This window comes from Aliiroseovarius pelagivivens, from assembly GCF_900302485.1.
In the GTDB taxonomy this organism is placed as follows: domain Bacteria; phylum Pseudomonadota; class Alphaproteobacteria; order Rhodobacterales; family Rhodobacteraceae; genus Aliiroseovarius; species Aliiroseovarius pelagivivens.
This window is the reverse complement of sequence record NZ_OMOI01000001.1, coordinates 118,448-142,604: the sequence shown is the minus strand read 5'-3', so window position 1 is coordinate 142,604 and position 24,157 is coordinate 118,448. Positions and strand designations below refer to the sequence as shown.

The following is a 24,157-nucleotide window of genomic DNA, read 5'->3' as shown; positions in this document are numbered from 1 at the left end:
GAAACCTTAGTCGAAGGTTCCAGTCACACGCCCCAACAGCATGAAGGCCCGCGCGGTGCGCGTATCGGCCATCGCCGCCAAATCTGCGTCCGAGGCGTTCTTTTCAAACTGGGCGAAGGTCTGATCGAAGCGGCGCAGGAAGTGGTGCGCGGTGTCGCGGAAAATCGGATCCTTGCGCATTCGCCCAGCCGTCAAAGCCAAAGACGAACGGTCCCGCACGCCGCCCAGCGCGGCAATACCCTTACCGCGCTCTCCAGCTGCGAACTTGCGCCAGACCTCGGGTCGGGCGCGGTCAGGGCGCAGATCATCCATATAGATGCCGTCCTGCGACATCAGGGTCAGAATATCCTGAGCCGCCTGAATCAACCCCGCCACCTGCCGGTCTTCAAGGGCACGACGCAGGGCGCGGAAGCCCTCGGCATCTTCAGCGTGCTCGGGGAAATGCATCGCGCGGATGAAATCCTCGATCGACAATGGCGGGATCATGTCTTCCGCCGGCGTGCCAAGCTCAAGCTTCGTCTGATCATCGGGATCTTTCGGCGCTTCGTCAGCCCCCATGGCGGGGGCAATCGGCGCGGGATACGGGTTGGCCAAACTGGGCATACCGGGGCGAATCGACACAAAAGTCGCCAACGCGGTTTCTGTCCGGCGCGAGACCTTGGCAATCTCTTCCAGCTTCTGCTCCACCTTCGACGCCTGTGCGCCAGGTCCGCCAATGCTTTGTTGCTGCTGCAGATACGCCGTGCGCATCCCGTCGATGGCGGCCTTCAGCCGGGTGCTTTCCTGCCGCATGATCCGGGCCGAGCGCATCGCGGCAACAGCCACCCAGATCATCGCAACCGGCATGGCGATCGCCACCACGACCATCACGAAACGCAACGGATCAAATTCGCCTTCCGACGATCCGGTTCCCAGAACAATGAAAAACATTGCACAAGCCGCCAGCCAGACAAAGGACAAGGCAAGGCCGATCACTTCGGTCGCGCTAAGCGAGGGGGCCTCGTCCAGCAGCTCCAAAGGTGCAGCACCTTTAGGGGGGTGCGGCTTTGCGGCCTTCTTCTGGGGCTTGTCTGCCACGGTCAGATCCAGTCGATATTCAGGATTTCATAGGCTTTCTCGCCACCCGGCGTGCGCACTTCGACGCTATCGCCTTCTTCCTTGCCGATCAGGGCGCGGGCCAGCGGAGACCTGATGTTCAGCTTACCCGCTTCGATATCGGCCTCGGGTTCGCCCACGATCTGATAGGTCTTCTCTTCGTCGGTATCTTCATCAACAATCGTAACGGTCGCCGAAAACTTGACTGCACCCGACATGCTCTTCGGGTCGATCACCTCGGCCAGCGACAGAATGCCTTCCAGCTCTTTGATGCGGCCCTCGATGAAGCCCTGCTTTTCACGCGCAGAGTGATATTCAGCATTCTCTTTCAGGTCGCCAAGCTCGCGCGCGGTGGCAATCGCCTCGATGATCGCGGGGCGTTCTACTGACTTCAGCTGCTTCAATTCGTCATTCAGCGCGGCGTGTCCCGCGCGGGTCAAAGGTATCTTTTCCATCAAACCTGTTCATTTATTGTCGCCCGGCACCAGTGCGCCTGACAGCGTGTTCTCATTGCGGCTCGGTCGTGTCGAAAATCTAGCAATCCGGCGCGATTTGCAACGCCCTTGTTTGCCCCAGTGATTGGATCCGAAATAGGCATTCCAAGCCCAAGCTGCCGGTGTCAGCGCAAACAAAGCCGTGGTTCGGCAAATTTGTCGGAATCAAGCCCTTGTAACGTCGTGTCCTGATTGACCCGACCTGTGCGTCAAGCTAACGATCTTGCGAAACGGATCGACCGGGGAAAAGATTATGAGCGACATCGAACGCGAAAGCATGGAATACGACGTGGTCATCGTGGGCGCAGGCCCCGCAGGCCTGTCCGCCGCCATTCGTCTGAAACAACAAGACCCAGACCTTGAGGTCGTGGTGCTTGAAAAGGGCTCGGAAGTGGGCGCGCACATCCTGTCAGGTGCCGTGCTGGACACTTGCGGCTTGGACAAGCTGATCCCGGACTGGAAAGACAAAGGTGCGCCGATCAAGACGGAAGTGAAGAAAGACAACTTCCTTGTGCTTGGGCCGGCAGGTCACATCCGCGTGCCGAACTGGCCGATGCCGCCGCTGATGAACAACCACGGCAACTATATCGTGTCGATGGCGAATGTCTGCCGCTGGATGGCCGAGCAAGCCGAAGAGCTGGGCGTGGAAATCTTCCCCGGCATGGCCGCATCCGAGCTGGTCTACGGCGAAAACGGCGAAGTGAAGGGCGTCGTTGCAGGCGTCTTCGGTCTGGAAGCTGACGGTTCCTATGGCGAGAACACCGAGCCGGGCATGGAGCTACACGGTAAATACGTCTTCATCTCGGAAGGTGTCCGTGGTTCGCTGGCGAAAGAGATCATCGGCAAATACGACCTTCAGGCTGGCCGCGACGTTCAGAAGTTCGGCATCGGCATGAAAGAGATCTGGGAGATCGACCCCGCCAAGCACCGCGAAGGCACTGTGACCCACACGATGGGCTGGCCTCTGGGGTCGAACGCCGGTGGTGGCTCGTTCATCTATCACTTGGAAAACAATCAGGTGTTCGTCGGCTTCGTGGTTCACCTGAACTATAAGAACCCGCATCTGTATCCCTATATGGAATTCCAACGCTTCAAGCATCACCCCGAGATTGCCAAGCTGCTGGAAGGCGGCAAGCGCGTGGCTTACGGCGCGCGTGCAATCACCGAGGGCGGCTATCAGTCGATGCCGAAAGCCTCGTTCCCGGGTGGAGCGCTGCTGGGCTGCTCGGTCGGTCTGGTGAACGTGCCGCGCATCAAAGGCAACCATAACGCGATGCTGTCCGGCATGGCAGCTGCGGATGCTGCGGTGAAAGCCATCAAGGCAGGCCGCGCCGGTGACGAGCTGAACGACTATGAAGAAGAACTGCGCACCGGCGAAGTTGCAAAAGACCTGAAGAAGGTTCGCAACGTCAAGCCGCTGTGGTCGAAGTACGGCCTGACCGCATCGCTGATGCTGGGCGGTCTGGACATGTGGGTACAGTCGATCACCGGCTGGTCACCCTTCGGCACCGTGAAACACGGCAAGAACGATGCGGAAGTTACCGGCAAAGCCAAGGATTATCCCGAGATCGATTATCCGAAGCCCGATGGCACCCTGTCGTTTGACCGCCTGACCAACGTGTCCTTCGCGGCCACCAACCACGAGGAAAGCCAGCCCTGCCACCTGAAGCTGGCCAACCCGGATCTGCCGATCTCGGTCAACTTGCCCGAGTTCGCAGAGCCCGCGCAGCGTTACTGCCCGGCCGGCGTCTATGAAGTGGTCGAAGAAGACGGCAAAGACCCGCGCTTTGTGGTCAACTTCCAGAACTGCGTGCACTGCAAGACCTGTGACATCAAGGACCCCAGCCAGAACATCACCTGGACGGTTCCGCAGGGCGGCGACGGGCCGAACTATCCGAACATGTGATCGCGCGCGATCAAAAAAGCGACAAAGAGGGGCGGCCATGTGCTGCCCCTCATTGTTTTCAACTAGAAGGCACACTAGGTTTTACAGAAACAAACCTGCTGCGACTTAAGGAATATATGCCCTTGTTCCGCCTCACATCTTCGGCCCTGCGCCGCCTTGCTCTTCCTGCCCTTCTGACCGCACAATGCGCTGTCGGAACCGCCGCTTACGCGGACAGTGCGGCGGGGGCTTATCTTGCCGCACGCCATGCCGATCTGTCGCGCAGTTTCCCCGAGATGGTCGAATACGGCACGCGCGCGATTGCCCAAGACCCCGAGAATCTGGACGTTCTGGAAGGTTTGATCGTCGCCCAGATCGCGCTTGGAAAATTGGACGATGCGCTGCCCTATGCACGTCGGCTGGCCTCGGTCAGCGAAGGCAACCAGATCGCAGCCCTTGTTCTATTGGGCGACGCGTTGGCGGATGATGACTGGGACACGGCGACCGAACTTGTGGGCACCAAGGTGTCGATCGCACCCGTCATTGATCAGATGATTCAGGCCTGGATCCGCATTGGACAGGGCAAGATGTCGGATGCGCTGACTATTTTTGACACGCTGGGCGAAGACGACGCCAGCATTGGCTTCACGCTGTATCAAAAAGCCTTGGCGCTGGCCTATGTCGGAGACTTCGAAGGCGCGGCCAGCATTCTGGGGGGCGAGCGCGGCGCGCTGCAATTAAATCGCTCGGGCCTGTTTGCCCATGCCCAGACGCTTAGCCAAAGCGACCGCCAAGAGGACGCTATTGCGCTGATGAAGGCCGCACAGTCCGGCATGACGGATCCTGAAGTTGAACAGGTAATTACGGATCTTGAGGCCGGAAAGACGCTAGACTTCAACGTCATCCGTTCGCCGCAGGACGGAATCGCCGAGCTTCTGTTTGCTGTTGCTGAAACGGTCGGGCCCGAAGGCGACCAGACCGGCATCCTGCTTTACAACCGCTTGGCCGAACATCTGGCGCCGACCCATGCAGGTGTTCTGGTTCTGTCAGCCCAGATTCTTGAACAAATGGGTCATCTTGAACTGGCAATTGAAACCTATGGTCGGGTTCCGCAAGACAGCTTTGCATATCAGCACGCGGCCCTTGGCCGCACTGATGTATTGCGCCGCGCTGACCGGCTGGACGAAGCCACAGGAGAGCTGCGCACCTTGGCAGACACCTTCCCCGGCACATTGCGCTTTCGCGTGGCGCTTGGGGACACTCTGATGCAGCAGGATCGCTTTGCCGAAGCACGCGATGCCTATGACCTTGCCATTGCCCGCTTTGAAGTCGGTCTTTCCACCCAATGGCCCACATATTTCCAACGCGCGATTGCCGCTCACAAGCTGGACGACTGGCCCGCCGCCGAGGCCGATTTCCGCAAAGCGCTGGAGCTAAGCCCTGAGCAACCCACAGTCTTGAACTATTTGGGCTACTCGTTGGTGGAACGTCACGAGAAACTGGATGAAGCCTTGGGGATGATCGAGCGCGCCGTCGCGGCCCGCCCGGATCGCGGTTATATCGTCGATAGTCTGGGCTGGGTTTTCTATCGCTTGGGCCGCTATGACGAGGCCGTCGAGCAAATGGAACGCGCGGTCGAGCTGGAACCGGTGGAACCCATTCTGAACGACCATCTGGGCGATACCTATTGGGCGGTTGGCCGCAAACGCGAGGCCGAGTTCCAATGGAGACGCTCCTTAAGCTTCATCACCGATGACACTGACCTGACCGAGCTTGACCCCGACCGCATCCGTCGCAAGCTCGAGGTCGGTCTGGACGTGGTTCTGGAAGAAGAAGGGGCCGATCCCCTGCACGCCTCCGAATGAGCATCACCAAGGTTTTCGCCCCCGCGAAGGTGAACCTGACCCTGCATGTCACGGGGCAGCGGCGGGATGGATATCACCTGTTGGACAGCCTTGTGGTCTTCGCCGATGTGGGCGACCGAATTACTGTGATGCCTGCTGAGGCGAACCGACTTGAGGTGATTGGCCCACGCGCCGCGGGCGTGCCTACGGATGGCACGAACCTTGTCGCCCGCGCGGCTGATCTGTTTGGCGTGCCTGTCCATATCGTTCTGTCGAAGCACCTGCCTGCTGCAGCAGGAATCGGGGGCGGAAGCTCGGACGCGGCGGCGACCATATTGGCGCTTTCGGACCTGATCGGCGACACAAGGTTACCCGAAGGCGTGTCCGAGCTTGGCGCAGATGTGCGTGTCTGCCTGATGCGGCAAGCGGCCCGAATGCGCGGGATTGGCGAAGACGTCGCCCCCTGCCCCGGCCTGCCGCCCCTGTTCGCGATTCTGGCCAATCCTGGCGTAGATGTGCCCACCCCTGAGGTTTTCAAAGCGTTGGAAGATAAGCAAAACCCACCCATGCCTAAGCGGATCCCGCAGGGCATGAAGGCTGGCGCATTCATCGACTGGCTGGCAACCCAACGCAACGACCTAGAAGCCCCCGCGATTGCGCGGTCTCCGGTCATTCGGGATGTTTTGGACGCGCTGGCTGATCTACCCGGCGCACGATTGGCACGCATGTCGGGATCTGGGGCGACGTGTTTTGCGCTGTTCGAAACCGAGGACGCTGCGCGGGCGGGTGCGAGTGCTCTGGCGCAAGCCAAGCCTGAGTGGTGGGTGGAAGCTGCAAAGCTGTCGTAGGGCTATTGGTGGCTCACTTCGTGAGCCTTGAGGGGCGTTGCCCCTTTGCGCTTCGCGCATTCACCCCAGGATATTTCCGGTAAGAAAATAAGCGCTTAGTTCAGGCGTGCGACCACGTAATCCGCGATGTCGTGCAGCATGTGGCGGATCGGCGCGTCGGGCAAGACGGTCAGCGCCGCTTTGGCTTTGTCGGCCCAGGCAATCGCCTCGGCCCGTGTATCTTCAAGCGCGCCGTGTTTGTTCAGCAGCACCAGAGCATGTTCCAGGTCGCCCTCTTCCTGACGGCCTTTTTCGATCGTGCGGGTCCAAAATGCGCGTTCTTCGCCGTCTGCCTTAGCCACAGCTTTGATCAGCGGCAGGGTCAGTTTGCGTTCGCGGAAATCGTCGCCGATGTTCTTACCTGTGGCGTCGCCGCCCCAATAATCCAGCAGGTCATCAACGATCTGGAAGGAAATGCCCAACGCATCGCCATATTCAAACAGGGCCTTCACTTGATCGGCCGGGGCGTCTGCGATGACGCCACCCACTTCGGTCGCCGCTGAAAACAGCGCTGCCGTTTTGCCGCGGACAACCTGACGATAGATGTCTTCGTCCGTCGACAGATCCTGAGCCGCAGTCAGCTGTAGCACTTCGCCTTCGGCAATCGTGGCCGAGGCATTGGACAGGATGCGCAGCACATCCAGCGACCCCGTGTCGGTCATCAGCTGGAACGAACGCGAGAACAGGTAGTCACCGACCAGAACGCTGGATTTGTTGTCCCACAAAAGGTTCGCGGTGGGCCGGCCACGACGTTGGGCGCTTTCGTCCACCACGTCATCATGCAGCAGGGTCGCGGTGTGAATGAACTCGACCGTTGCAGCCAGATGGATGTGATAGGGGCCGTCATAGCCACAAAGCCGTGCCGCCGCCAAAGTCAGCATTGGGCGCAGGCGCTTGCCGCCCGCATCAACCAGATGCGCAGTCACTTCGGGAATACGCGGGGCATGTTTCGAGGCCATACGTTCGCGAATCAGCGTGTTCACGGACTCCATGTCCTCGGCCAAATGCTGGCCCAGACGCTCATGCGGTTTATGTGCAGCTTCGATCAGCATCTTCACCTTCCCGTCAACCGGCTCGACAAATGGGCAGGGATGCCCTTATCTCGGATTGCATGAAAGAGCTTCTGAGAACCACAGATCCAACCATGATCCCCTTCGTCACCGCCCTTCTTACAGGCGAGGATATAGCTTGCTTTGCGATGGACGTCCATATGAGTGCACTGGAAGGATCCATTGGCATTTTGCCGCGCCGCCTGATGGTGCGGGACGAGGATTTGTTCATCGCCCGCGCGATCCTGCGTGACCATGATATCGCCTTCGAAAGCTAAAAGGCTATGATGCACTCTGACAATCTGACACGGGATGACTTTCTGGGCGGGCAGCTGGTGCTGTCTCAGCCCAAAACGGGCTATCGCGCGGGCGTCGATCCGGTGTTTTTGGCCAGCGCCGTGCCCGCACAGACCGGCCAGTCTGTGCTGGAACTGGGATGCGGTGTCGGAGCTGCGTCCTTGTGTCTTGGGCGACGCGTGCCGGGGTTGGAGCTTCACGGGATTGAGCGTCAGGCAGATCATGCGGAAATGGCGCGCAAGAATGCGGAAGACAACGGAATTTCGCTGACCGTACATGATGGGGATTTGGCGCAGATGCCCGAGGCTTTGCGTGCCCAAAGCTTTGATCATGTGATTATGAACCCGCCCTATTTCGACCGGACACGGGGCAGCATGTCGCCGCATGATGCCCGTGAACAGGCAATGGGCGAAGAGACACCATTGGCGGCCTGGATGGATCAGGCCACACGGCGCCTGAAACCGCGCGGGATGCTGACAATGATCAACGCGGCCGAGCGGCTGCCAGACATTCTATCAGCGCTGGATGATCGACTGGGGTCAGTTGTCGTCCAACCCTTCTCAGCCCGCACTGGGCGCGCGGCAAAACTGTTGCTATTGCAGGCTCGCAAAGGTGGGCGCGCGGCGTTTCGTCTGTCCGCGCCAATTGTGCTGCATGAAGGTGACACGCACACCGCCGATCGCGAACATTATACGCCTGCGATACAGGCCATCTTGCGTGACGGCGCGGCGCTGAACTGGGGATAAGCGATCCCGGTTAAAACCCGCGCAACCACGTCAGCGATTCCCCGCAGAGTTTTACAACGTTTTCGTGACAAGCGGGAAAAAGTGTGGTGCACTCGGTACGTTATATAAACCAACAGGAGGATCCCCATGAGCATGAGTTCGCATCTTGAAGAGCTGCGCAGGAAACACGAGGTCCTCTCGGAGAAAGTCGAAGAGATCCAGCGCTCGCCCGGCAGTACAGACGCCGAGATATCCGAACTAAAAAAGCAAAAGCTCCAGCTCAAGGAAGAAATTGAACGGCTGACGACGGCTACGGCCTGACGACTTTAGGCATGGGTCAGGTCTGTTTTGACGAACCGGCACTGGCCCGTGCCGCCATCAATGCACCTACGGTGATCAACACACCCGCGATCAGCAACGACGGGTGGGGCTGGGCCACACCAGCCAAGATCAATACAAGCGTGGACAGCAACGGCGCGCCATAGCTCGCGACGCCCAGAAGCTGAATATCACCGCGCTTTACCCCCACATCCCAGACATAGAAGGCCAACCCGACTGGCCCCAATCCAAGCCCTGCGACGGATGCCCAGCCCATTGTGCCGTTGGGCCAAACTGTGTCCTCCCACAGCAAATGTGCGCCAATGGACAAGACGGCAGTGGCCAAACAGAACACCACGACCGAGGCCGTGGGCGTATTCCCAAGTCGTCGTGACAGAACCGAGTACCCGGACCATGTCAGCGCGCACAGGAAGGCCAGCGCAAAGCCCGGCAGTGCAGCCGTGTCAAACCCCGTTGCCCCGCCAAGCACGATCAAAGCCGCACCAGCAAACGAAATCAGCGCACCGATCACGTGCATCGGACGCAGGCTTTCACCGGGCAGAAGTCCGGAAAACAGCACGATGAAAAGGGGCCACAAATAGGCGATCAGCCCCGCCTCGGCAGCAGGCGCCATGCGTAGGGCGGAAAAATACAAGGCGTGATAGCCAAAAAGGCCCAACGTCCCGAACGCATAGACCCGCCAGCTTACGGTGCGCAGGATCCCCAGACCTTCGGTCGCGGCAATCCAGATCACACCCAACGTTCCGCCTACCAGAAAGGTCATGGCGGCCAGCTGGAAGGGCGGCACAGGGTCAGTTCCCACGGTGAACAGCGCCAGAAGCGACCACAGCAACACAGCTATGAACCCGATGAAGGTGGCAGTTTTCCGTGTCACGACTAGTCCTCGACCGAAACGATTTTCAAACTTTCCGTCACATGCGTGTTTTTTGCGATCTCTGCAATAACCCAATCGCGGAACGCAGCAATCGCCGGTCGGTTTTCCTGTCCCTGACGGCACAAGAAGCGGAACCGCGCTTGGGTGGACAGGGCCAATCCATAGGGTGCAACCAGACGCCCCTCGGCCAGATATTTCACCACAAAGGCGCGACGCCCAAGAACCACACCCACCCCGGCCATCGCTGCATCCAGTGCGTGGTCGGGCTGCGAAAACACAGATGCGATTCGGGGTGTGCCTTGGACCCCTGCCGCGCGCAGCCACGCAGGCCAATCGCATGGCGGGTTCAAGAAATCATCGGAAGTGTTGTGGATCAGCGGGGCAGAAAGCAGGTCTTTTGGCTCGGGGTACTTCTCGGCCAGTGAGGGCAGCATCACTGGGGTCAGCCACTCGTTTGCCAGCGGATGAGAGTACAGCCCGTCATCCGGACCGTATCCAAATCTGATGGCGACATCGACCTCGTCCCGGTTCAGATCCACCATTTTCAGACCCGCCGCGAAGCGAAGTTCGATCTCGGGATGATCATGGGCGAAGGCATACAGCCGCGGTGCAAGCCACTTCGACGTAAACGCCGGGCCTGCCGTCACGGTTAACGTATTGCTGTCCAAACTGCGTCGCGCATTGCGCCAGGCGCCGGTCAACATCTCGAACCCATCCGCCGCACCGGGGGCCAGAAGACGTCCAGCCTCGGTCAGCTCCACGGCTCGATTCAAACGATGGAAAAGTGGTGCGCCAAAGTGCTCTTCCAGTGATTTGATCTGAAAAGACAGGGCCGCTGGCGTCACGTTCAGTTCGGCGGCAGCCTTCTGAAATGACATATGGCGGGCAGCAGCATCAAAGGCGCGCAGGGCGGTTAGCGGAGGCAGACGGTCACTCATCTCAGTCAAGTAACACTTATCTGAAACCTTTGAAAGTCTCGTTTGTCGCCTGCATTTCAACACCCCATATTGAGATCACACAAAGTGGACTTAAGAGGACCAGGACCATGTTGGAGACCGCGACAACCCAGACCGAGCTTCAAGCTGCCTATCAGCGCGCACATGAAGAGCGTGCCTTGGTCTTTCGAAACATTGGCCTTTGGATGTCGACGCGCCTGGCTTTGCTGACACCACATCTGCCAACAAAAAGGGCCGGCCAAAGCGGCCAGCCCTTAAATTGTGATTGTCCTGCGTAATTAAACGAAGAACTGCGCACCGTTGGCCGAGATGGTCGAGCCGTTGATGAAGCCCGCATCGTCCGAAGCCAGGAAGGCTACGCAGCGTGCGATTTCTTCCGGTTCGCCCAGACGGCCGGCCGGGATCCCTGCAACGATCGAGTCGCGCACTTTTTCCGGGATCGCCATAACCATTTCGGTCGCGATGTAGCCGGGGCAGATGGCGTTGGCAGTGATGCCTGCACGTGCGCCTTCTTGTGCCAGCGACTTGACGATACCCAGATCGCCAGCTTTGGTCGCGGCATAGTTTACCTGAGCAAACTGACCTTTCTGACCGTTGATCGAGCTGATCACGATGATGCGGCCGAACTTACGCTCGCGCATGCCGGGCCAGATCGGGTGTACGGTGTTGAACACGCCGGTCAGGTTGGTGTCGATGACTTCCTGCCACTGTTCGGGGGTCATCTTGTGGAAAGGTGCGTCGCGGGTGATGCCTGCGTTGGCAACAACCACGTCGACAGGACCAAGGTCAGCTTCAACCTGTGCGATGCCAGCTTTGCTTTCCTCATAGCTGCCAACATTCCACTTGTAGGTCTTGATGCCGGTCTCTGCGGTGAAGGCAGCTGCCTTCTCTTCGTTGCCAGCGAAGGTCGCGGCGACCTCGTAGCCTTCCGCTTTCAGCGCTTTTGAAATTGATGCGCCAATTCCGCGCGAACCACCGGTGACGAGTGCAACTCGGGCCATGTTATTCCTCCACTTCGAATCTGAGTCTGAAACTCTGTTACATTTTCAAATTAACTTGCGCAATATTATTGCGCAAACATTTTGCCGCAATGCAGAGTTTTATTTTGCGGTTGCGACAAGAGCACGACAAAGCGCTTAACAAAAAAGGCGCCCTAAGGCGCCTTTTTCATCGTTCTTTTCAAGCTTACGGACGTTCGAGGCACATAGCCACGCCCATGCCGCCGCCGATGCAAAGGGTCGCCAGACCCTTCTTGGCTTCGCGGCGCTTCATTTCGAACAGCAGCGTGTTCAGGATGCGGCAGCCCGAGGCACCGATCGGGTGACCGATGGCGATGGCGCCGCCGTTCACGTTGACCACGTCCGGGTTCCAATCCATGTCTTTGTTCACGGCACAGGCCTGCGCAGCGAAGGCTTCGTTGGCTTCGACCAGATCCAGATCCTGAGCTTTCCAGCCCGCCTTATCCAGCGCCTTGCCCGACGCGTGGATCGGGCCAACACCCATAATCGACGGGTCCAGACCAGCGGTCGCGTAGGACGCGATGCGTGCCAGCGGCTCTAGCCCACGCTTCTCGGCTTCATCAGCCGACATCAGCAGAACGGCGGCCGCGCCATCGTTGATGCCCGAAGCGTTTGCAGCGGTCACCGAACCGTCCTTGATGAAGGCCGGGCGCAGTTTTTGCATGGCTTCCATTGTGGCGCCGTGACGGATGTATTCATCCTGATCCACGATGATGTCGCCCTTGCGGGTTTTCACGGTGAACGGCATGATCTCGTCGGCGAATTTGCCAGCTTTCTGAGCAGCTTCAGCCTTGTTTTGCGAAGCAACGGCGAATTCATCCTGCATCTCGCGGGTGATCTGCCATTTCTCTGCGACGTTTTCAGCGGTCTGGCCCATGTGGTAGCCGTTGAACGCATCCCACAGACCATCTTTGATCATGCAGTCGATGAATTTCATGTCGCCCATTTTGTGCCCGGCACGCAAGTGTGCGACGTGGGGGCTGAGGGTCATGTTCTCTTGACCACCGGCGGCCACGATTGCGGCATCACCCAGCTGAACATGCTGTGCGCCCAGTGCAACGGTGCGCAGGCCCGAGCCACAAACCTGGTTGATACCCCAAGCCGAAGCCTCTTTCGCGTAACCCGCATTGATATGCGCCTGACGTGCAGGGTTTTGACCCTGACCAGCCTGAAGCACCTGGCCCAGAATGGTCTCGCTGACCTCAGACGGGTCAATGCCCGCGCGGGCGACGATCTCGGCCAGAACGGCTGCGCCGAGGTCATGGGCGGGCGTGTTCGCGAATGAACCCGAGAAACTGCCCACGGCGGTGCGCGCGGCCGATACGATTACGACATTGGTCATGATGCTTCCTTTTCCTCCAGACTTACGATCAACGAAATGACGCGCGTTTCAGAAGTTTCCAAAACGCGCGACGTTCCGCACGATCATTGCTGAGCGCATCCTGTGCTGCATTGCAGAGAAAATCAAGCGGCGTGAGAATGGTTGCGTTATCACACGTATCTAGGCTGCTTTGCGCCAATAGGGATCCAAGGTTGGTACGCCGAAATAATATCCCTGCATGCAGTCCACGCCGATCTGCGTCAAAAAGGCCGCATCCTCGGCCGTTTCGACACTTTCCGCGACGGTGAACATGTCGAAATGCCGCGCGACCGAAACCATTGCCTGCGTAAGGATCTGATTGTCCGGGTCACTATGTATCCCGCGAATGAACTCCCCATCAATCTTGATGATGTCGAAATAGAAATCCTTAAGGTATTTGAACGAGGTATAGCCTGCCCCAAAGTCATCCAACGCGAAGCTGATGCCATGACCTTGCATCTCAGCCATGAAGACCTGCACCAGTTCCGGCATGGTGATCGCCGTGCGTTCGGTGATCTCAAGAATAAGGCGTTCACCCAGATGCGGGTCATCTTCAAGTCCGCGTTCCAATACCTTCTTCCAACCCGGATAGCCGATGGATCGGGCAGACATATTGATGGCCAACCGCAGGTTGGGTTCGGCCTGCAACGCCTCCAACCCTTTTTCCAACGCAAGCGCGTCCAATTTGCGCCCCAACTCTTGATCTTCGACCGAGTCGATAAAGTCCCTGGCGGGAATCACCCGCCCGTTAGAATCCAGAACCCGTATCAGCCCTTCGAAGAACGCACGGCGATCTGGGTTGGTCGTTTGAATGACGGGCTGAAAGGCCAGCCGGACACGTTTCTTTCGCAATGCCTCACGTACAAGGCTGATCGCATCCTTATCCCGCATCCCGATGGCCGAGCTTAGCGGATCCCCTATCGGGCCCTCTACAGGGTCTTGCGTCTGCACGTTTGGGGATGTCTTATTTCCAAAGTTGAACATTGTGTCGCCTCTGCTGCCGTACGACCATAAGTGGCAATTCTATGCTAATGAGACGTAAATCAGACAAGTTGCCTAAAACTTTCACGGAATTGACAATATGACCCATTCCCCGTCGCAAAGCCCCGACACCCCCCGCTGCTCGTGGTGCGGGACCGAGCCTATTTATCAGGAATATCATGACCTTGAATGGGGCGTGCCTGAATGGGATGGGCGCGCTCTTTGGGAAAAACTGATCCTGGACGGCTTTCAAGCTGGGCTAAGCTGGATCACGATCCTTAAAAAGCGAGATAATTTTCGCGCGGCTTTCGAAGGGTTTGATCCCGAACAGATCGCGACATGGGGCGAGCCCGAGATTGACCGACTGCTGCAAGACAAGGGCATCATCCGGCATCGCGGCAAGATCGCGGCCACGATCACCAATGCGCAGGCCTATCTGGACTTGGGCGGCGCAGACGCCTTTCGGGATATGATGTGGAGCTATGTGGACGGCGCGCCTTTGAACGGGCGCTACAAGACGTTGGATGAGGTGCCGACCTCGTCCCCGCTATCCACACAGATATCGAAAGATCTAAAGAAAGCCGGTTTCAAGTTTTGCGGCCCGACGATTGTCTATGCGTGGATGGAAGCCTGCGGGTTGTTCAACAACCATGTGGTCAGCTGCCACCGGCATGATCAAGTCTAACTCAGGCTTGCTAAAAGCTGAATGCTGGGCACACCGGTCACGGGCATGCCTCGCGATTTTTCGTACGCACGAATGGCAGCGCGACCCTTTTCACCGATCACGCCATCGGGGCGGCCCGCCTGAAAACCCCGATCATTCAGACGCTTTTGAAGCGCCTGACGTTCCTTGGAGGTCATTCCCCATGGTTTGCTGGGATAGCCAGCCTGAATCGCGCGACCTCCGGCAAGGCGATCAGACAGATGACCCACGCCGATCACATAGCTGTCGGCATAATTATAGGTCTTCAGCACGTGGAAATTCTGGAAGATCATAAAGATCGGACCTTTGGGGCCAGCTGGTAGAATCAGCGCGCCGCTGTCTGCTCCGGAAAGCGCCCGGCCATCCGTATCCGTCACGCCCATCTTGCCCCAGTCGCGCAAACGACGCGGATAGATCCGCCCGGTTAACGCCAGATCAAACCCATCGGGCAGGCGGACCTCGATCGCCCAAGGCTGGCCTTTGGTCCACCCCTTTGCACGTAGATAGGCAGCGGTCGACGCCAGCGCATCCGTCGGATCATCCGACCAGATATCGCGCGCGCCATCACGATTAAAGTCCTGCGCGTGCGCCAGATACGAGCTGGGCATGAACTGCGTGTGCCCCATCGCCCCGGCGTAAGATCCTTTCATGCGCGATGGCGACACGTCGCCTGAACTTAGGATGCGCAGGGCGGCCATCAGCTCGGCCTCGAACAGATCGCGGCGACGGCCTTCATAGGCAAGTGTGGCCAGCGTCGACAGAACCGAGGCCGACCCGCGCACTGCACCAAAGCTGCTTTCCATGCCCCAGATCGCGACGATAACCTCTTTCGGGACGCCGTATTTCCGTTCGATCTTCTTTAAAAGCGTGGGGTAGCGGGCCAACGCCCTCTGCCCACCCTTGATCCGCTGGGATGACGCCGCCGATGCGATATAGTCCTGCAAGCTGCGGGCCGTTTCCGCGGGGCGGCGGTCCGACTTGATGGCCGAGGACAGGTATTCTGCCCGCCCGAGCGCTTTGAGGGCCGCAGTACCAACCCCGGCCGACCGCGCCTTGGACGAAAAGCCCGACAACCAGCCCGAAAACCCGCTGTCGGCCAGCACTCGACCTGGCATCACGACCGCAGCGGTCAGCGTGGCCATCGCCATGCGGCGGCTGAATAGGGTGGAGTGTTGGGGCATCTGGGGTCCTGTTGACGGCGGTTTGCCTAGCCACTTTAAGGACAGCACGGGGCGAGACAAAGACAATCCGGTCGGATCGGCAGATCCACGCCATGCGGAACCGGGCCAGAGCAATTGCACCCACCCGCCTTGCCGCGTATAGCATTCCCCAGAAGAAATATGTCCTGAAAGGCAGATCATGAGCGACGACACGAAATCCGCGAATGAAATGTGGGGCGGCCGGTTCTCGGCGGGTCCCGATGCGATCATGGAGGCGATCAACGCCTCGATCGGCTATGACCAGCGCATGGCGCGACAGGACATCGAAGGCTCGCGCGCCCATGCCGCGATGCTGGCCGCGACCGGTGTGATCACCGAAGATGACTCCAAGGTCATCCGCGAAGGTCTGTTGACTGTGCTGGCCGAGATCGAAGCGGGCAACTTCGCCTTCTCGACCGCGCTGGAAGACATTCACATGAACGTCGAAGCGCGTTTGAAAGAAATCGTCGGCGAACCCGCGGGTCGCCTACACACCGCCCGGTCGCGCAACGACCAGGTTGCCACCGATTTCAAGCTCTGGGTCCGTGACCAGATGGACGCAGCAATTGATGGGCTCGAGGCCTTGATCCGCGCGCTGTTGGGTCAGGCCGAAGCGGGTGCCGACTGGGTCATGCCCGGCTTCACCCACCTGCAAACCGCGCAACCCGTGACGTGGGGCCATCACATGATGGCCTATGTCGAGATGTTCGGCCGCGATATGTCCCGCTTCCGCGACGCCCGTGCGCGGATGAACGAAAGCCCGCTGGGGTCCGCCGCGCTGGCCGGGACCTCTTTCCCCATCGACCGCCACATGACCGCAGAAGCCTTGGGCTTTGATCGTCCGACCGCAAACTCGCTGGACGCCGTGGCGGATCGTGACTTCGCGCTGGAGTTCCTGTCGTCCGCCACCCTCTGCGCCATGCACCTGTCGCGCTTCGCGGAAGAGCTGGTGATCTGGTCATCTGCTCAGTTCCGTTTTGTGCGCATGTCGGACAAATGGTCGACCGGCTCGTCGATCATGCCGCAGAAACGCAACCCGGATGCCGCCGAGCTGATCCGCGCCAAAATCGGTCGGATCATGGGCGCCAATATCGGTCTGATGACTGTGATGAAGGGCCTGCCGCTGGCCTATTCCAAGGACATGCAGGAAGACAAAGAGCAAGTCTTTGACGCCGCCGACAACCTGATGCTGGCGCTGGCTGCGATGACCGGGATGGTTTCGGACATGACCGCCAACACCGAAAGCCTTGAGGCCGCGGCCTCCTCCGGGTTCTCGACCGCGACCGATCTGGCCGACTGGTGCGTACGCGCGCTGAACATGCCGTTCCGCGACGCCCACCACGTCACCGGATCATTGGTGGCAATGGCCGAAGAACGTGGCTGCGATCTGCCCGACCTGTCTTTGGAAGACATGCAGTCGGTCAACGCGCAGATCACCGACGAGGTGTTCGGCGTGCTGGGCGTCCATAACTCGGTCGCCTCGCGCACCAGCTATGGCGGCACCGCGCCCAGCGAAGTACGCAAACAGATCGCGCGCTGGACCGAGGCGCTGGCATGATCCGCGCGCTTCTGATCACCGCCCTTCTGGGGCTGGCAGCTTGCGGCGCCGATGGCGAGCCCATCCGCCCCGGATCCGCCGAGGATGTCGCGGCCCAGTAAATCGCACCGCATCTACCTAGAAAACGCCGGTCACCACGACCGGCGTTTTTTCATTGCGATCAAGGCCGAGGGTTGAGCGAGACGCCCAGTTCCGCTAGGGCATCGTGAAAGCGCAGACAGACGAGGCCCAAGATGGACCATTTCCTTTACCGCGATGGCGTATTGCACGCGGAAGACGTATCAATTGAAGAGATCGCTGCCGAAGTTGGCACGCCCTTCTATGTCTATTCTTCTGCAACGCTGAAACGCCATATCGGGCTGTTCAACGAAGCGCTGGATTGGGCGGATCATCTGGTCTGTTTCGCAGTGAAATCCAACTCGAACCTCGCTGTGCTGAAACTGCTGGGAGAAATGGGTGCGGGCATGGACGTGGTCTCGGGGGGCGAATACCGCCGCGCGATTGCTGCAGGTGTCCCCGGCGAGCGGATCGTCTTTTCGGGCGTTGGCAAAACCCGTGATGAAATGCGTCTGGCGCTGACGAACGGCATCCGCCAGTTCAATCTGGAAAGCGAGCCCGAGATGCGCGTCCTGTCCGAGGTCGCCGGCGAGCTGGGCGTCGTGGCCCCCGTTACCGTGCGCGTGAACCCGGATGTGGACGCGAAAACCCACGCCAAAATCTCGACCGGGAAATCTGAAAACAAGTTCGGCATCCCGATTGCGCGTGCGCGTGAAGTTTATGCCGAAATCGCATCCCTACCCGGCCTGAAAGCCGTCGGCATCGACGTGCATATCGGCAGCCAACTGACCGAGCTTCAGCCCTTCCGTGAGGCCTATGAAAAAGTGGCAGAGCTGACAGAAGCGCTGCGCGAAGACGGCCACGACATTACGCGCCTTGATCTGGGCGGCGGGCTTGGCATTCCTTATGAGCGTTCAAATGAAGCCCCGCCCTTGCCCATCGAATACGGGCAGATGGTGAAGGAAACCGTCGGCCATCTGGGCTGCGAGATCGAGATCGAGCCGGGCCGTCTGGTGTCGGGCAACGCCGGCATCATGGTTACCTCCGTCATCTATGTGAAAGAGGGCGAAGGGCAGGACTTCCTGATCGTCGACGCCGCCATGAACGACCTTGTGCGCCCCGCCATGTACGAGGCGCATCACGACATCATTCCCGTGGTTGAAACCGCACCCGGTGAAGAAAAATCGCGCTATGACATTGTTGGCCCGATCTGCGAGACCGGCGACACCTTCGCCAAAGGCCGCGATCTGGACAGCCTGAAACCCGATGACCTGATCGCCTTCCGCTCGGCCGGAGCCTATGGCGCGGTGATGGCGTCCGAGTACAACTCGCGCCCCCTGATCCCCGAAGTGCTGGTGATGGGCGATCAATATGCCGTCATCCGCGCACGTCCCACCTATGAAGAAATGCTGGGACGCGATACCATTCCAGAATGGCTGTGATGTTTCCACGGGTCCGGTGACCCGGCCCGACCTGCCCCAGAAGGTGCAAAAGCGCCTTCGTTGGCCCTTGGCTTTGACAAGGGGCGGGATGGTTTTGGAACGGCTCTGGCAATCTGGCTGGCCCTTGGCGACCGTGGGATTGGCGGCGATTGCGCTGGCGGGGTTCGGTGGGTTTCGCGGCTGGCCGGTGATCGCCCTTATGGGATTGGCCGCGCTGATCTGCCTTGTTTTTGCTGCCCGCCGATTTATCTGGCCCACATCGGGGCACGCCCTTCGACGGCTGGATGACCGCCTGACGGGCCACCCCATTGCCACGCTTCAAGATGATCAAGCCACCGGAGTGGACGACGTTGCCTCGGCCCAGCTGTGGCAGGCCCATCAGGACCGGATGCTTGCGCGCCTTAACGACGCGCGGCCGGTTGCACCCGATCTGCGGGTAGCGCGGAAAGACCCCTATGCCTTGCGGCTGATCGCTGCGACCGGGGCTGTGATGGCGATTGGATTTGGACCATGGCAATTTGGCCCACCAGCAGACACAGACGGTGCCGCGGCACAGATTGCAGCCAGTTGGGAAGGGTGGATCGAACCGCCTGCCTATACTGGCAAACCCAGCCTGTATCTGGATGATCAGCCGGATGGGACGCTTACCACCCCCAAGGGCAGTCGCCTGACCCTGCGCCGATACGGCGATCTACAGGCCTTGGGGTTCGAAGGCTCAATTCTGGACACCGATGCAGGAGCGGCCCCAAGCCTGAGCCAGCGGATCACGCGCAGCGGCACCTTGTCCATCGCAGGGCCCGAGATGCGCCGCTGGGCGATCACGGCACTTGAGGACACGCCCCCCACAGTCCGCCCGAACGGACCGCTGACCCGGCAGCTCAACGGTGATTTCACGCTCGGCTTCGTCGCAAGCGATGACTATGGCGTCACCGGCGGCGCAGTCATCATCGCCTTGTCGCTTGACGATATAACGCGGGATCACGGGCTAACCATCGACCCGGAACCTCGTTCAGAAGTGACGGTGGACCTGCCCCTGCCCTACCGCGGCGCGCGCACCATGATCGAAGGCGTGCTGCAGGAAAACCTGATCGAGCATCCCTATGCGGGTTTGCCCGTTACCCTAACCTTTCAGACGCAGGATGGCGCAAAGCAAACAGGGGACAGCGACCCCTTTCCCATGATCCTGCCAGCCCGCCGTTTCCTGAACCCGATCGCCAAGGCGCTGATCGAGCAACGGCGAGACTTGGTGTGGAACCGCGCCAATGCCCGGCGCGTGTCGCAAGTGTTGCGCGCCACGCTATTCCACCCCGAGGACCTGTCCCTGCCCGAAGGTATCTATCTGCAACTGCGCGGGGCGATCCGGCGGCTCGAGGCGGGTCTGGCCTTCTCCGAAATTGCGAACGGTGTCCCCGAGGATCTGCGGGACGAAATCGCCAAGGTTCTGTGGGATGTCGCAGTCGAATTGGAAGATGGCCAACTGGACGACGCGCGCGCGCGCATGGAAGAAGCACAGCGCCGGTTGGAACAAGCCATGCGCGACGGGGCCACGCCCGAGGAACTGGCCGAATTGATGGACGAATTCCGTGATGCGATGCGCGATTATGTTGAGCAGCTGGCGCAGCAGGACCCGCAAGGTGATCCGAACGCGCCACAACCCGACAATCTAATCGAACTCAGCCAGTCCGATCTGGAAGCGATGATGGATCAGATCGAGGAACTGATGCGCGAAGGGCGTACAGCGGAAGCGATGGAAATGCTCGATCAGATGCGCCGGATGATGGAGAACATGCAGGCTTCGAAGGGTGGCGAAAGCCAACGCCCCGGAGACGCTGCGCGTGACGAATTACGCGAGACCATGCGCCAACAGCAGGGCCTGTCGGACCGGGCTTTCCGCGACCTCCAGGAACAGGGTCAAGGGTCTCAGGCCGGTGAGAACCAAGACAACGAAGGGCGCGACGGCGGTCAGGGGCGCGGGCAAAGCCACGAAGGCTCCGGCGGCGAGCAAGGACAAAATGGTGAAGGTGGCGCACAGGATGGGCAGACCGAGCAACAAGGAGGTGGCGGAGATCCCGGCACCAGCCTTGCGGATCGTCAACGCGCCTTACAAAACGAATTGGATGCCCAAAGACGCAATCTGCCCGGGGCCGGTGATCCAGCTGGACAGGCCGCCCGTAACGCGTTGGACGAAGCAGGCCGCGCGATGGGACAAGCCGCCGAAGCGCTAGAGCAAGGCGACATTCCCGAAGCTCTGAACCAGCAAGCCGACGCGATGGAAGCCATGCGCGAAGGTCTACGCCAGTTTGACGAGGCGATGGCCAATCAACAGGCACGCGAAAACGGTCAGCAGGGTGAAAACCCAGGCGAAAGCGACCGGGCCTCTAATCAAGACCCGCTGGGGCGCAGCCAGTCCGGACGCGGGGGGGCGACCTCGACCGACAGTCCTTTGGGGGACACGGACGAGACCTATCGCCGAGCGGAAGAGTTGATGCAGGAATTGCGCAAGCGGTCGGGCGAATCTGACCGCCCAGAGCTGGAACGCGATTATTTGAAACGTCTGTTGGATCAGTTCTGAGCCGCAGCTTACATCCGCTTGCGCGCAGATAGCGCGGCCGAGATCGTACCCTCGTCCAGATAATCCAGCTCGCCCCCGATGGGGACACCTTGAGCCAGCGAGGACACCAGACAGCGGCCTTCAAGTTCGTCGGCTATGTAATGGGCAGTGGTTTGGCCGTCGACGGTGGCATTTAAAGCCAAGATGACCTCGCTGATATTGTCATCAACAACACGCTGCACCAGACGCGGAATGCCCAAATCCTCGGGTCCGACCGCATCCAGCGCGGACAGCGTTCCGCCCAGCACGTGATAGCGGCCTTTGAACAAGCCGGCACGCTCCATCGCCCACAGATCGGCCACATCTTCGACCACGCAAATTTCGCCGGTTGAGCGTTTCTCGGACACGCAGATGTCGCAGCGATCCGAGGTCGAAACATTGCCGCAGGTCACGCATTCCCGTGCAGTTTCCGCCACCGCCTGCATCGCATCCGCCAAGGGCGTCAGCACCAGCGCGCGCTTGCGGATCAGATATAGCACCGCCCGACGGGCCGAGCGCGGACCGAGCCCTGGCAGCTTCGCCATCAGCTCGATCAGGTTCTCGATATCACGCGGTGCTTCTGACATTTATTCGGGTCGTTAGAACGGCAGGTTCATGTCTTTGGGCAGGCCCAGCTCTTCCGTCAGACGCGACATTTCGCTTTCCGAACGCTGCGCAGCTTTGGCCTGCGCATCTTTGATGGCGGCCAAGATCAGATCCTCGACCACTTCTTTTTCATCCGGGTTAAAGATGGTGGGGTCGATGTCCAGACTGGTCAAAACGCCTTTGGCCGTGGCGGTCGCCTTGACCAGACCGGCGCCGCTTTCGCCAACCACGGTCATCGTCTCGAGGTTTTCCTGAAGCTCGGCCATCTTGGCCTGCATTTCCTGCGCCTTTTTCATCATCCCGGCCATATCGCCGAGGCCGCCCAGTCCTTTGAACATGTGATGCTCCTGTCAATTCACTTAGCGTTTAGATACGGGGCGCAGGCACCGGTTACAAGGCAGAGCCTAGTCTTCCTCGAACGGATCCCATTCGTCTTCAACCTCGGCCAGACCTTCTTGGGCAGCTTCCTGCACCATATCCTCGGCGGATCGGATTTCAGTGATGCGGGCCTTCGGGAACGACGCGATCACGGCTTGCACCAACGGATGGGCCTTGGCCTCTTCCTCCAGCGCCAGCTTCTCGCCGTCGCGGGTTTCTGTGATGGTCGGCGCCTCGCACCCGTTCACCAGCGTCACACCCCAGCGCACGCCGGTCCAGCCATGCAGACGTTGCGCCAGACGGGCTGCCAAATCCTGCGGAGCACTGTCCGAGGGCGTGAACTCGATCCGTCCCGGTTGGTATGCGGCCAAACGCACTCCGCCTTCGACCTCAACCAACAGCTTCACGTCGCGGTTGGTACGGATCAGTTCGACCACATCCTCGAACCGCGCATATCGCGCAAGCGAGGTTTCGGCATCCGCGGCAACAGCCAAGGCAGTCGCCCCTCCCCCCGGCCCCGAGGGCATAGATTGCGTCGACATGGCGGGCGCACCCATTGGCGCTCCGCCCCCGGCTGGCATTCCGCCGCCTCCACCCGGACCCGAGGGGCCTGCGGGTGGTACAGGCGAATCTTTCAGCTTGCGTACCAACTCTTCGGGCGATGGCAGGTCGGCCACATGGGTCAGTCGAATGACCGCCATTTCAGCCGCCATCATCGCGTTGGGCGCACGGCCCACTTCCTCGATCGAGGTCAGAAGCATCTGCCACATCCGGGCCAAAACGCGCATCGGCAAAGCCTGCGCCATCTGCTGCCCGCGTGTGCGTTCGTCGGGCGACACCGTCGGGTCCTCGACCGCTTCCGGCGTAATCTTGATGACACTGACCCAGTGCGAGACCTCGGCCAAATCGCGCAGCACCGCCATCGGGTCGGCCCCGTCCGCATATTGCGCGCCAAGTTCAGTCAACGCACCCGCCGCGTCGCCCTTAAGGATCATGTCAAACAGATCCAGAACGCGCCCACGGTCGGCCAGGCCCAGCATCGCGCGCACCTGATCGGCGGTGGTTTCACCGGCCCCGTGGGAGATCGCCTGATCCAACAACGACTGCGCATCACGGGCAGACCCTTCTGCCGCCCGCGTAATCAATGCCAGCGCGTCATCCGCAATCTCGGCCTTCTCGGCATCGGCAATCCGGCGCAGCATGGCCAGCATATCTTCGGGCTCAATCCGGCGCAGATCAAAGCGCTGACAACGGGACAAAACGGTGACCGGAACCTTGCGAATCTCAGTCGTCGCGAAAATAAACTTCACATGCGCAGGCGGTTCTTCCAGCGTCTTGAGCAGCGCGTTGAACGCACTGGTCGACAGCATGTGAACCTCATCGATGATGTAGATCTTGTAGCGCGCCGAGGCCGCTCGGTAATGCACGCTTTCAATGATCTCGCGAATATCGCCCACACCTGTGCGTGATGCCGCGTCCATCTCCATCACATCCACGTGCCGCCCTTCGGCAATCGCAACACAATGCTCGCATTCGCCACACGGTTCGACCGTCGGTCCGCCCTGCCCGTCCGGGCCAATACAGTTCATGCCCTTGGCAATGATCCGTGCCGTGGTGGTCTTGCCGACCCCGCGAATGCCGGTCATCACGAAAGCTTGCGCAATCCGGTCGGCCTCGAACGCATTTTTCAGCGTGCGTACCATGGCCTCTTGCCCAACCAGATCGGCGAAGGTTTCAGGGCGATATTTACGCGCCAGAACCTGATAGGCTGGGGCGTCGGATTGCGTGTCGGTCATGAAATGCCTTCGGGCCGGATTCG

General features: G+C 59.9%; 22 protein-coding genes. 10 read left to right on the top strand and 12 right to left on the bottom strand.

The window, feature by feature from the left end; genetic code table 11:
- Window positions 1–6: 6 nt before the first annotated feature.
- Together ALP8811_RS00725 and greA are read right to left on the bottom strand one after the other, a co-directional pair.
- Window positions 7–1,077: a hypothetical protein gene (locus ALP8811_RS00725; RefSeq protein WP_370738855.1), complete on the bottom strand. Its 1,071-nt coding sequence runs from the start codon at window positions 1,075–1,077 to the stop codon at window positions 7–9.
- Between the two features lie 2 nt (window positions 1,078–1,079).
- On the bottom strand, window positions 1,080–1,550 hold the full coding sequence (gene greA, locus ALP8811_RS00720) for a transcription elongation factor GreA (RefSeq protein ID WP_108855290.1): 471 nt from the start codon (window positions 1,548–1,550) through the stop codon (window positions 1,080–1,082).
- Between the two features lie 292 nt (window positions 1,551–1,842).
- Here greA and ALP8811_RS00715 point away from each other — a divergent pair, with 292 nt between their 5' ends.
- From ALP8811_RS00715 to ALP8811_RS00705, 3 genes are all read left to right on the top strand, one after another.
- The gene (locus ALP8811_RS00715; RefSeq protein ID WP_108855289.1) at window positions 1,843–3,495 is read left to right on the top strand and encodes an electron transfer flavoprotein-ubiquinone oxidoreductase; all 1,653 of its coding nucleotides are present in this window, start codon (window positions 1,843–1,845) and stop codon (window positions 3,493–3,495) included.
- 122 nt (window positions 3,496–3,617) lie between these two features.
- Window positions 3,618–5,339 (top strand): tetratricopeptide repeat protein, encoded by a 1,722-nt coding sequence (locus tag ALP8811_RS00710; protein WP_181363656.1) that lies wholly within the window; start codon window positions 3,618–3,620, stop codon window positions 5,337–5,339.
- Window positions 5,336–6,166 carry a 4-(cytidine 5'-diphospho)-2-C-methyl-D-erythritol kinase gene (locus ALP8811_RS00705; protein WP_108855287.1) on the top strand — a complete coding sequence of 277 codons (831 nt, stop codon included), beginning with the start codon at window positions 5,336–5,338 and terminating at the stop codon, window positions 6,164–6,166. Before ALP8811_RS00710 ends, ALP8811_RS00705 begins: the two co-directional genes overlap by 4 nt.
- A gap of 95 nt (window positions 6,167–6,261) precedes the next feature.
- Here ALP8811_RS00705 and ALP8811_RS00700 read toward each other — a convergent pair whose 3' ends face one another.
- Entirely contained in the window at window positions 6,262–7,257 is a 996-nt protein-coding gene (locus tag ALP8811_RS00700; RefSeq protein WP_108855286.1) for a polyprenyl synthetase family protein, read from the bottom strand.
- 59 nt (window positions 7,258–7,316) lie between these two features.
- Between ALP8811_RS00700 and ALP8811_RS00695 the strand changes: the two genes are divergently transcribed.
- The 3 genes from ALP8811_RS00695 to ALP8811_RS00685 all read left to right on the top strand — a co-directional run bounded on the left by ALP8811_RS00695 (window position 7,317) and on the right by ALP8811_RS00685 (window position 8,597).
- Window positions 7,317–7,532, top strand: coding sequence for a putative signal transducing protein (locus ALP8811_RS00695; protein WP_108855285.1), 216 nt, complete (start codon window positions 7,317–7,319; stop codon window positions 7,530–7,532).
- 6 nt (window positions 7,533–7,538) lie between these two features.
- On the top strand, window positions 7,539–8,297 hold the full coding sequence (locus tag ALP8811_RS00690; protein ID WP_108855284.1) for a tRNA1(Val) (adenine(37)-N6)-methyltransferase: 759 nt from the start codon (window positions 7,539–7,541) through the stop codon (window positions 8,295–8,297).
- A 126-nt stretch (window positions 8,298–8,423) separates the two neighbouring features.
- Window positions 8,424–8,597 carry a YdcH family protein gene (locus ALP8811_RS00685; RefSeq protein ID WP_108855283.1) on the top strand — a complete coding sequence of 58 codons (174 nt, stop codon included), beginning with the start codon at window positions 8,424–8,426 and terminating at the stop codon, window positions 8,595–8,597.
- A gap of 16 nt (window positions 8,598–8,613) precedes the next feature.
- Here ALP8811_RS00685 and yddG read toward each other — a convergent pair whose 3' ends face one another.
- From yddG to ALP8811_RS00655, 5 genes are all read right to left on the bottom strand, one after another.
- Entirely contained in the window at window positions 8,614–9,489 is an 876-nt protein-coding gene (yddG, locus tag ALP8811_RS00680; RefSeq protein WP_108855282.1) for an aromatic amino acid exporter YddG, read from the bottom strand.
- A gap of 2 nt (window positions 9,490–9,491) precedes the next feature.
- Window positions 9,492–10,427, bottom strand: coding sequence for a transcriptional regulator GcvA (locus tag ALP8811_RS00675; RefSeq protein ID WP_108855281.1), 936 nt, complete (start codon window positions 10,425–10,427; stop codon window positions 9,492–9,494).
- Between the two features lie 296 nt (window positions 10,428–10,723).
- On the bottom strand, window positions 10,724–11,446 hold the full coding sequence (gene phbB / locus ALP8811_RS00665; protein ID WP_108855279.1) for an acetoacetyl-CoA reductase: 723 nt from the start codon (window positions 11,444–11,446) through the stop codon (window positions 10,724–10,726).
- 184 nt (window positions 11,447–11,630) lie between these two features.
- Complete coding sequence (locus ALP8811_RS00660) at window positions 11,631–12,806, bottom strand: acetyl-CoA C-acetyltransferase (RefSeq protein WP_108855278.1); 1,176 nt, start codon at window positions 12,804–12,806, stop codon at window positions 11,631–11,633.
- A 159-nt stretch (window positions 12,807–12,965) separates the two neighbouring features.
- Window positions 12,966–13,715, bottom strand: a complete 750-nt coding sequence (locus tag ALP8811_RS00655) for an EAL domain-containing protein (protein ID WP_245924631.1) — start codon at window positions 13,713–13,715, stop codon at window positions 12,966–12,968.
- 190 nt (window positions 13,716–13,905) lie between these two features.
- Here ALP8811_RS00655 and ALP8811_RS00650 point away from each other — a divergent pair, with 190 nt between their 5' ends.
- Window positions 13,906–14,490: a DNA-3-methyladenine glycosylase I gene (locus tag ALP8811_RS00650; protein WP_108855276.1), complete on the top strand. Its 585-nt coding sequence runs from the start codon at window positions 13,906–13,908 to the stop codon at window positions 14,488–14,490.
- On the opposite strand, the gene ALP8811_RS00645 is transcribed toward ALP8811_RS00650, so the two are convergent.
- On the bottom strand, window positions 14,487–15,689 hold the full coding sequence (locus ALP8811_RS00645) for a lytic murein transglycosylase (protein WP_181363655.1): 1,203 nt from the start codon (window positions 15,687–15,689) through the stop codon (window positions 14,487–14,489). The two genes, ALP8811_RS00650 and ALP8811_RS00645, sit on opposite strands and share 4 nt — an antisense overlap.
- Window positions 15,690–15,867: 178 nt before the next feature.
- Here ALP8811_RS00645 and argH point away from each other — a divergent pair, with 178 nt between their 5' ends.
- The 3 genes from argH to ALP8811_RS00630 all read left to right on the top strand — a co-directional run bounded on the left by argH (window position 15,868) and on the right by ALP8811_RS00630 (window position 21,336).
- Window positions 15,868–17,265, top strand: coding sequence for an argininosuccinate lyase (argH, locus tag ALP8811_RS00640; RefSeq protein ID WP_108855275.1), 1,398 nt, complete (start codon window positions 15,868–15,870; stop codon window positions 17,263–17,265).
- Window positions 17,266–17,498: 233 nt separating this feature from the next.
- Window positions 17,499–18,764: a diaminopimelate decarboxylase gene (lysA, locus tag ALP8811_RS00635; RefSeq protein WP_108855274.1), complete on the top strand. Its 1,266-nt coding sequence runs from the start codon at window positions 17,499–17,501 to the stop codon at window positions 18,762–18,764.
- The gene (locus ALP8811_RS00630) at window positions 18,721–21,336 is read left to right on the top strand and encodes a DUF4175 domain-containing protein (RefSeq protein ID WP_108855273.1); all 2,616 of its coding nucleotides are present in this window, start codon (window positions 18,721–18,723) and stop codon (window positions 21,334–21,336) included. The genes lysA and ALP8811_RS00630 overlap by 44 nt, the downstream gene beginning before the upstream one ends.
- Window positions 21,337–21,344: 8 nt before the next feature.
- Here the strand turns inward: ALP8811_RS00630 and recR are convergent, their stop codons facing one another.
- The 3 genes from recR to ALP8811_RS00615 all read right to left on the bottom strand — a co-directional run bounded on the left by recR (window position 21,345) and on the right by ALP8811_RS00615 (window position 24,134).
- Window positions 21,345–21,941: a recombination mediator RecR gene (gene recR / locus ALP8811_RS00625; RefSeq protein WP_108855272.1), complete on the bottom strand. Its 597-nt coding sequence runs from the start codon at window positions 21,939–21,941 to the stop codon at window positions 21,345–21,347.
- Between the two features lie 12 nt (window positions 21,942–21,953).
- Window positions 21,954–22,298, bottom strand: a complete 345-nt coding sequence (locus tag ALP8811_RS00620) for a YbaB/EbfC family nucleoid-associated protein (RefSeq protein ID WP_108855271.1) — start codon at window positions 22,296–22,298, stop codon at window positions 21,954–21,956.
- A gap of 66 nt (window positions 22,299–22,364) precedes the next feature.
- A complete protein-coding gene (locus ALP8811_RS00615; RefSeq protein ID WP_108855270.1) occupies window positions 22,365–24,134 on the bottom strand; it encodes a DNA polymerase III subunit gamma/tau in 1,770 nt (589 codons plus the stop codon).
- Window positions 24,135–24,157 lie beyond the last annotated feature (23 nt).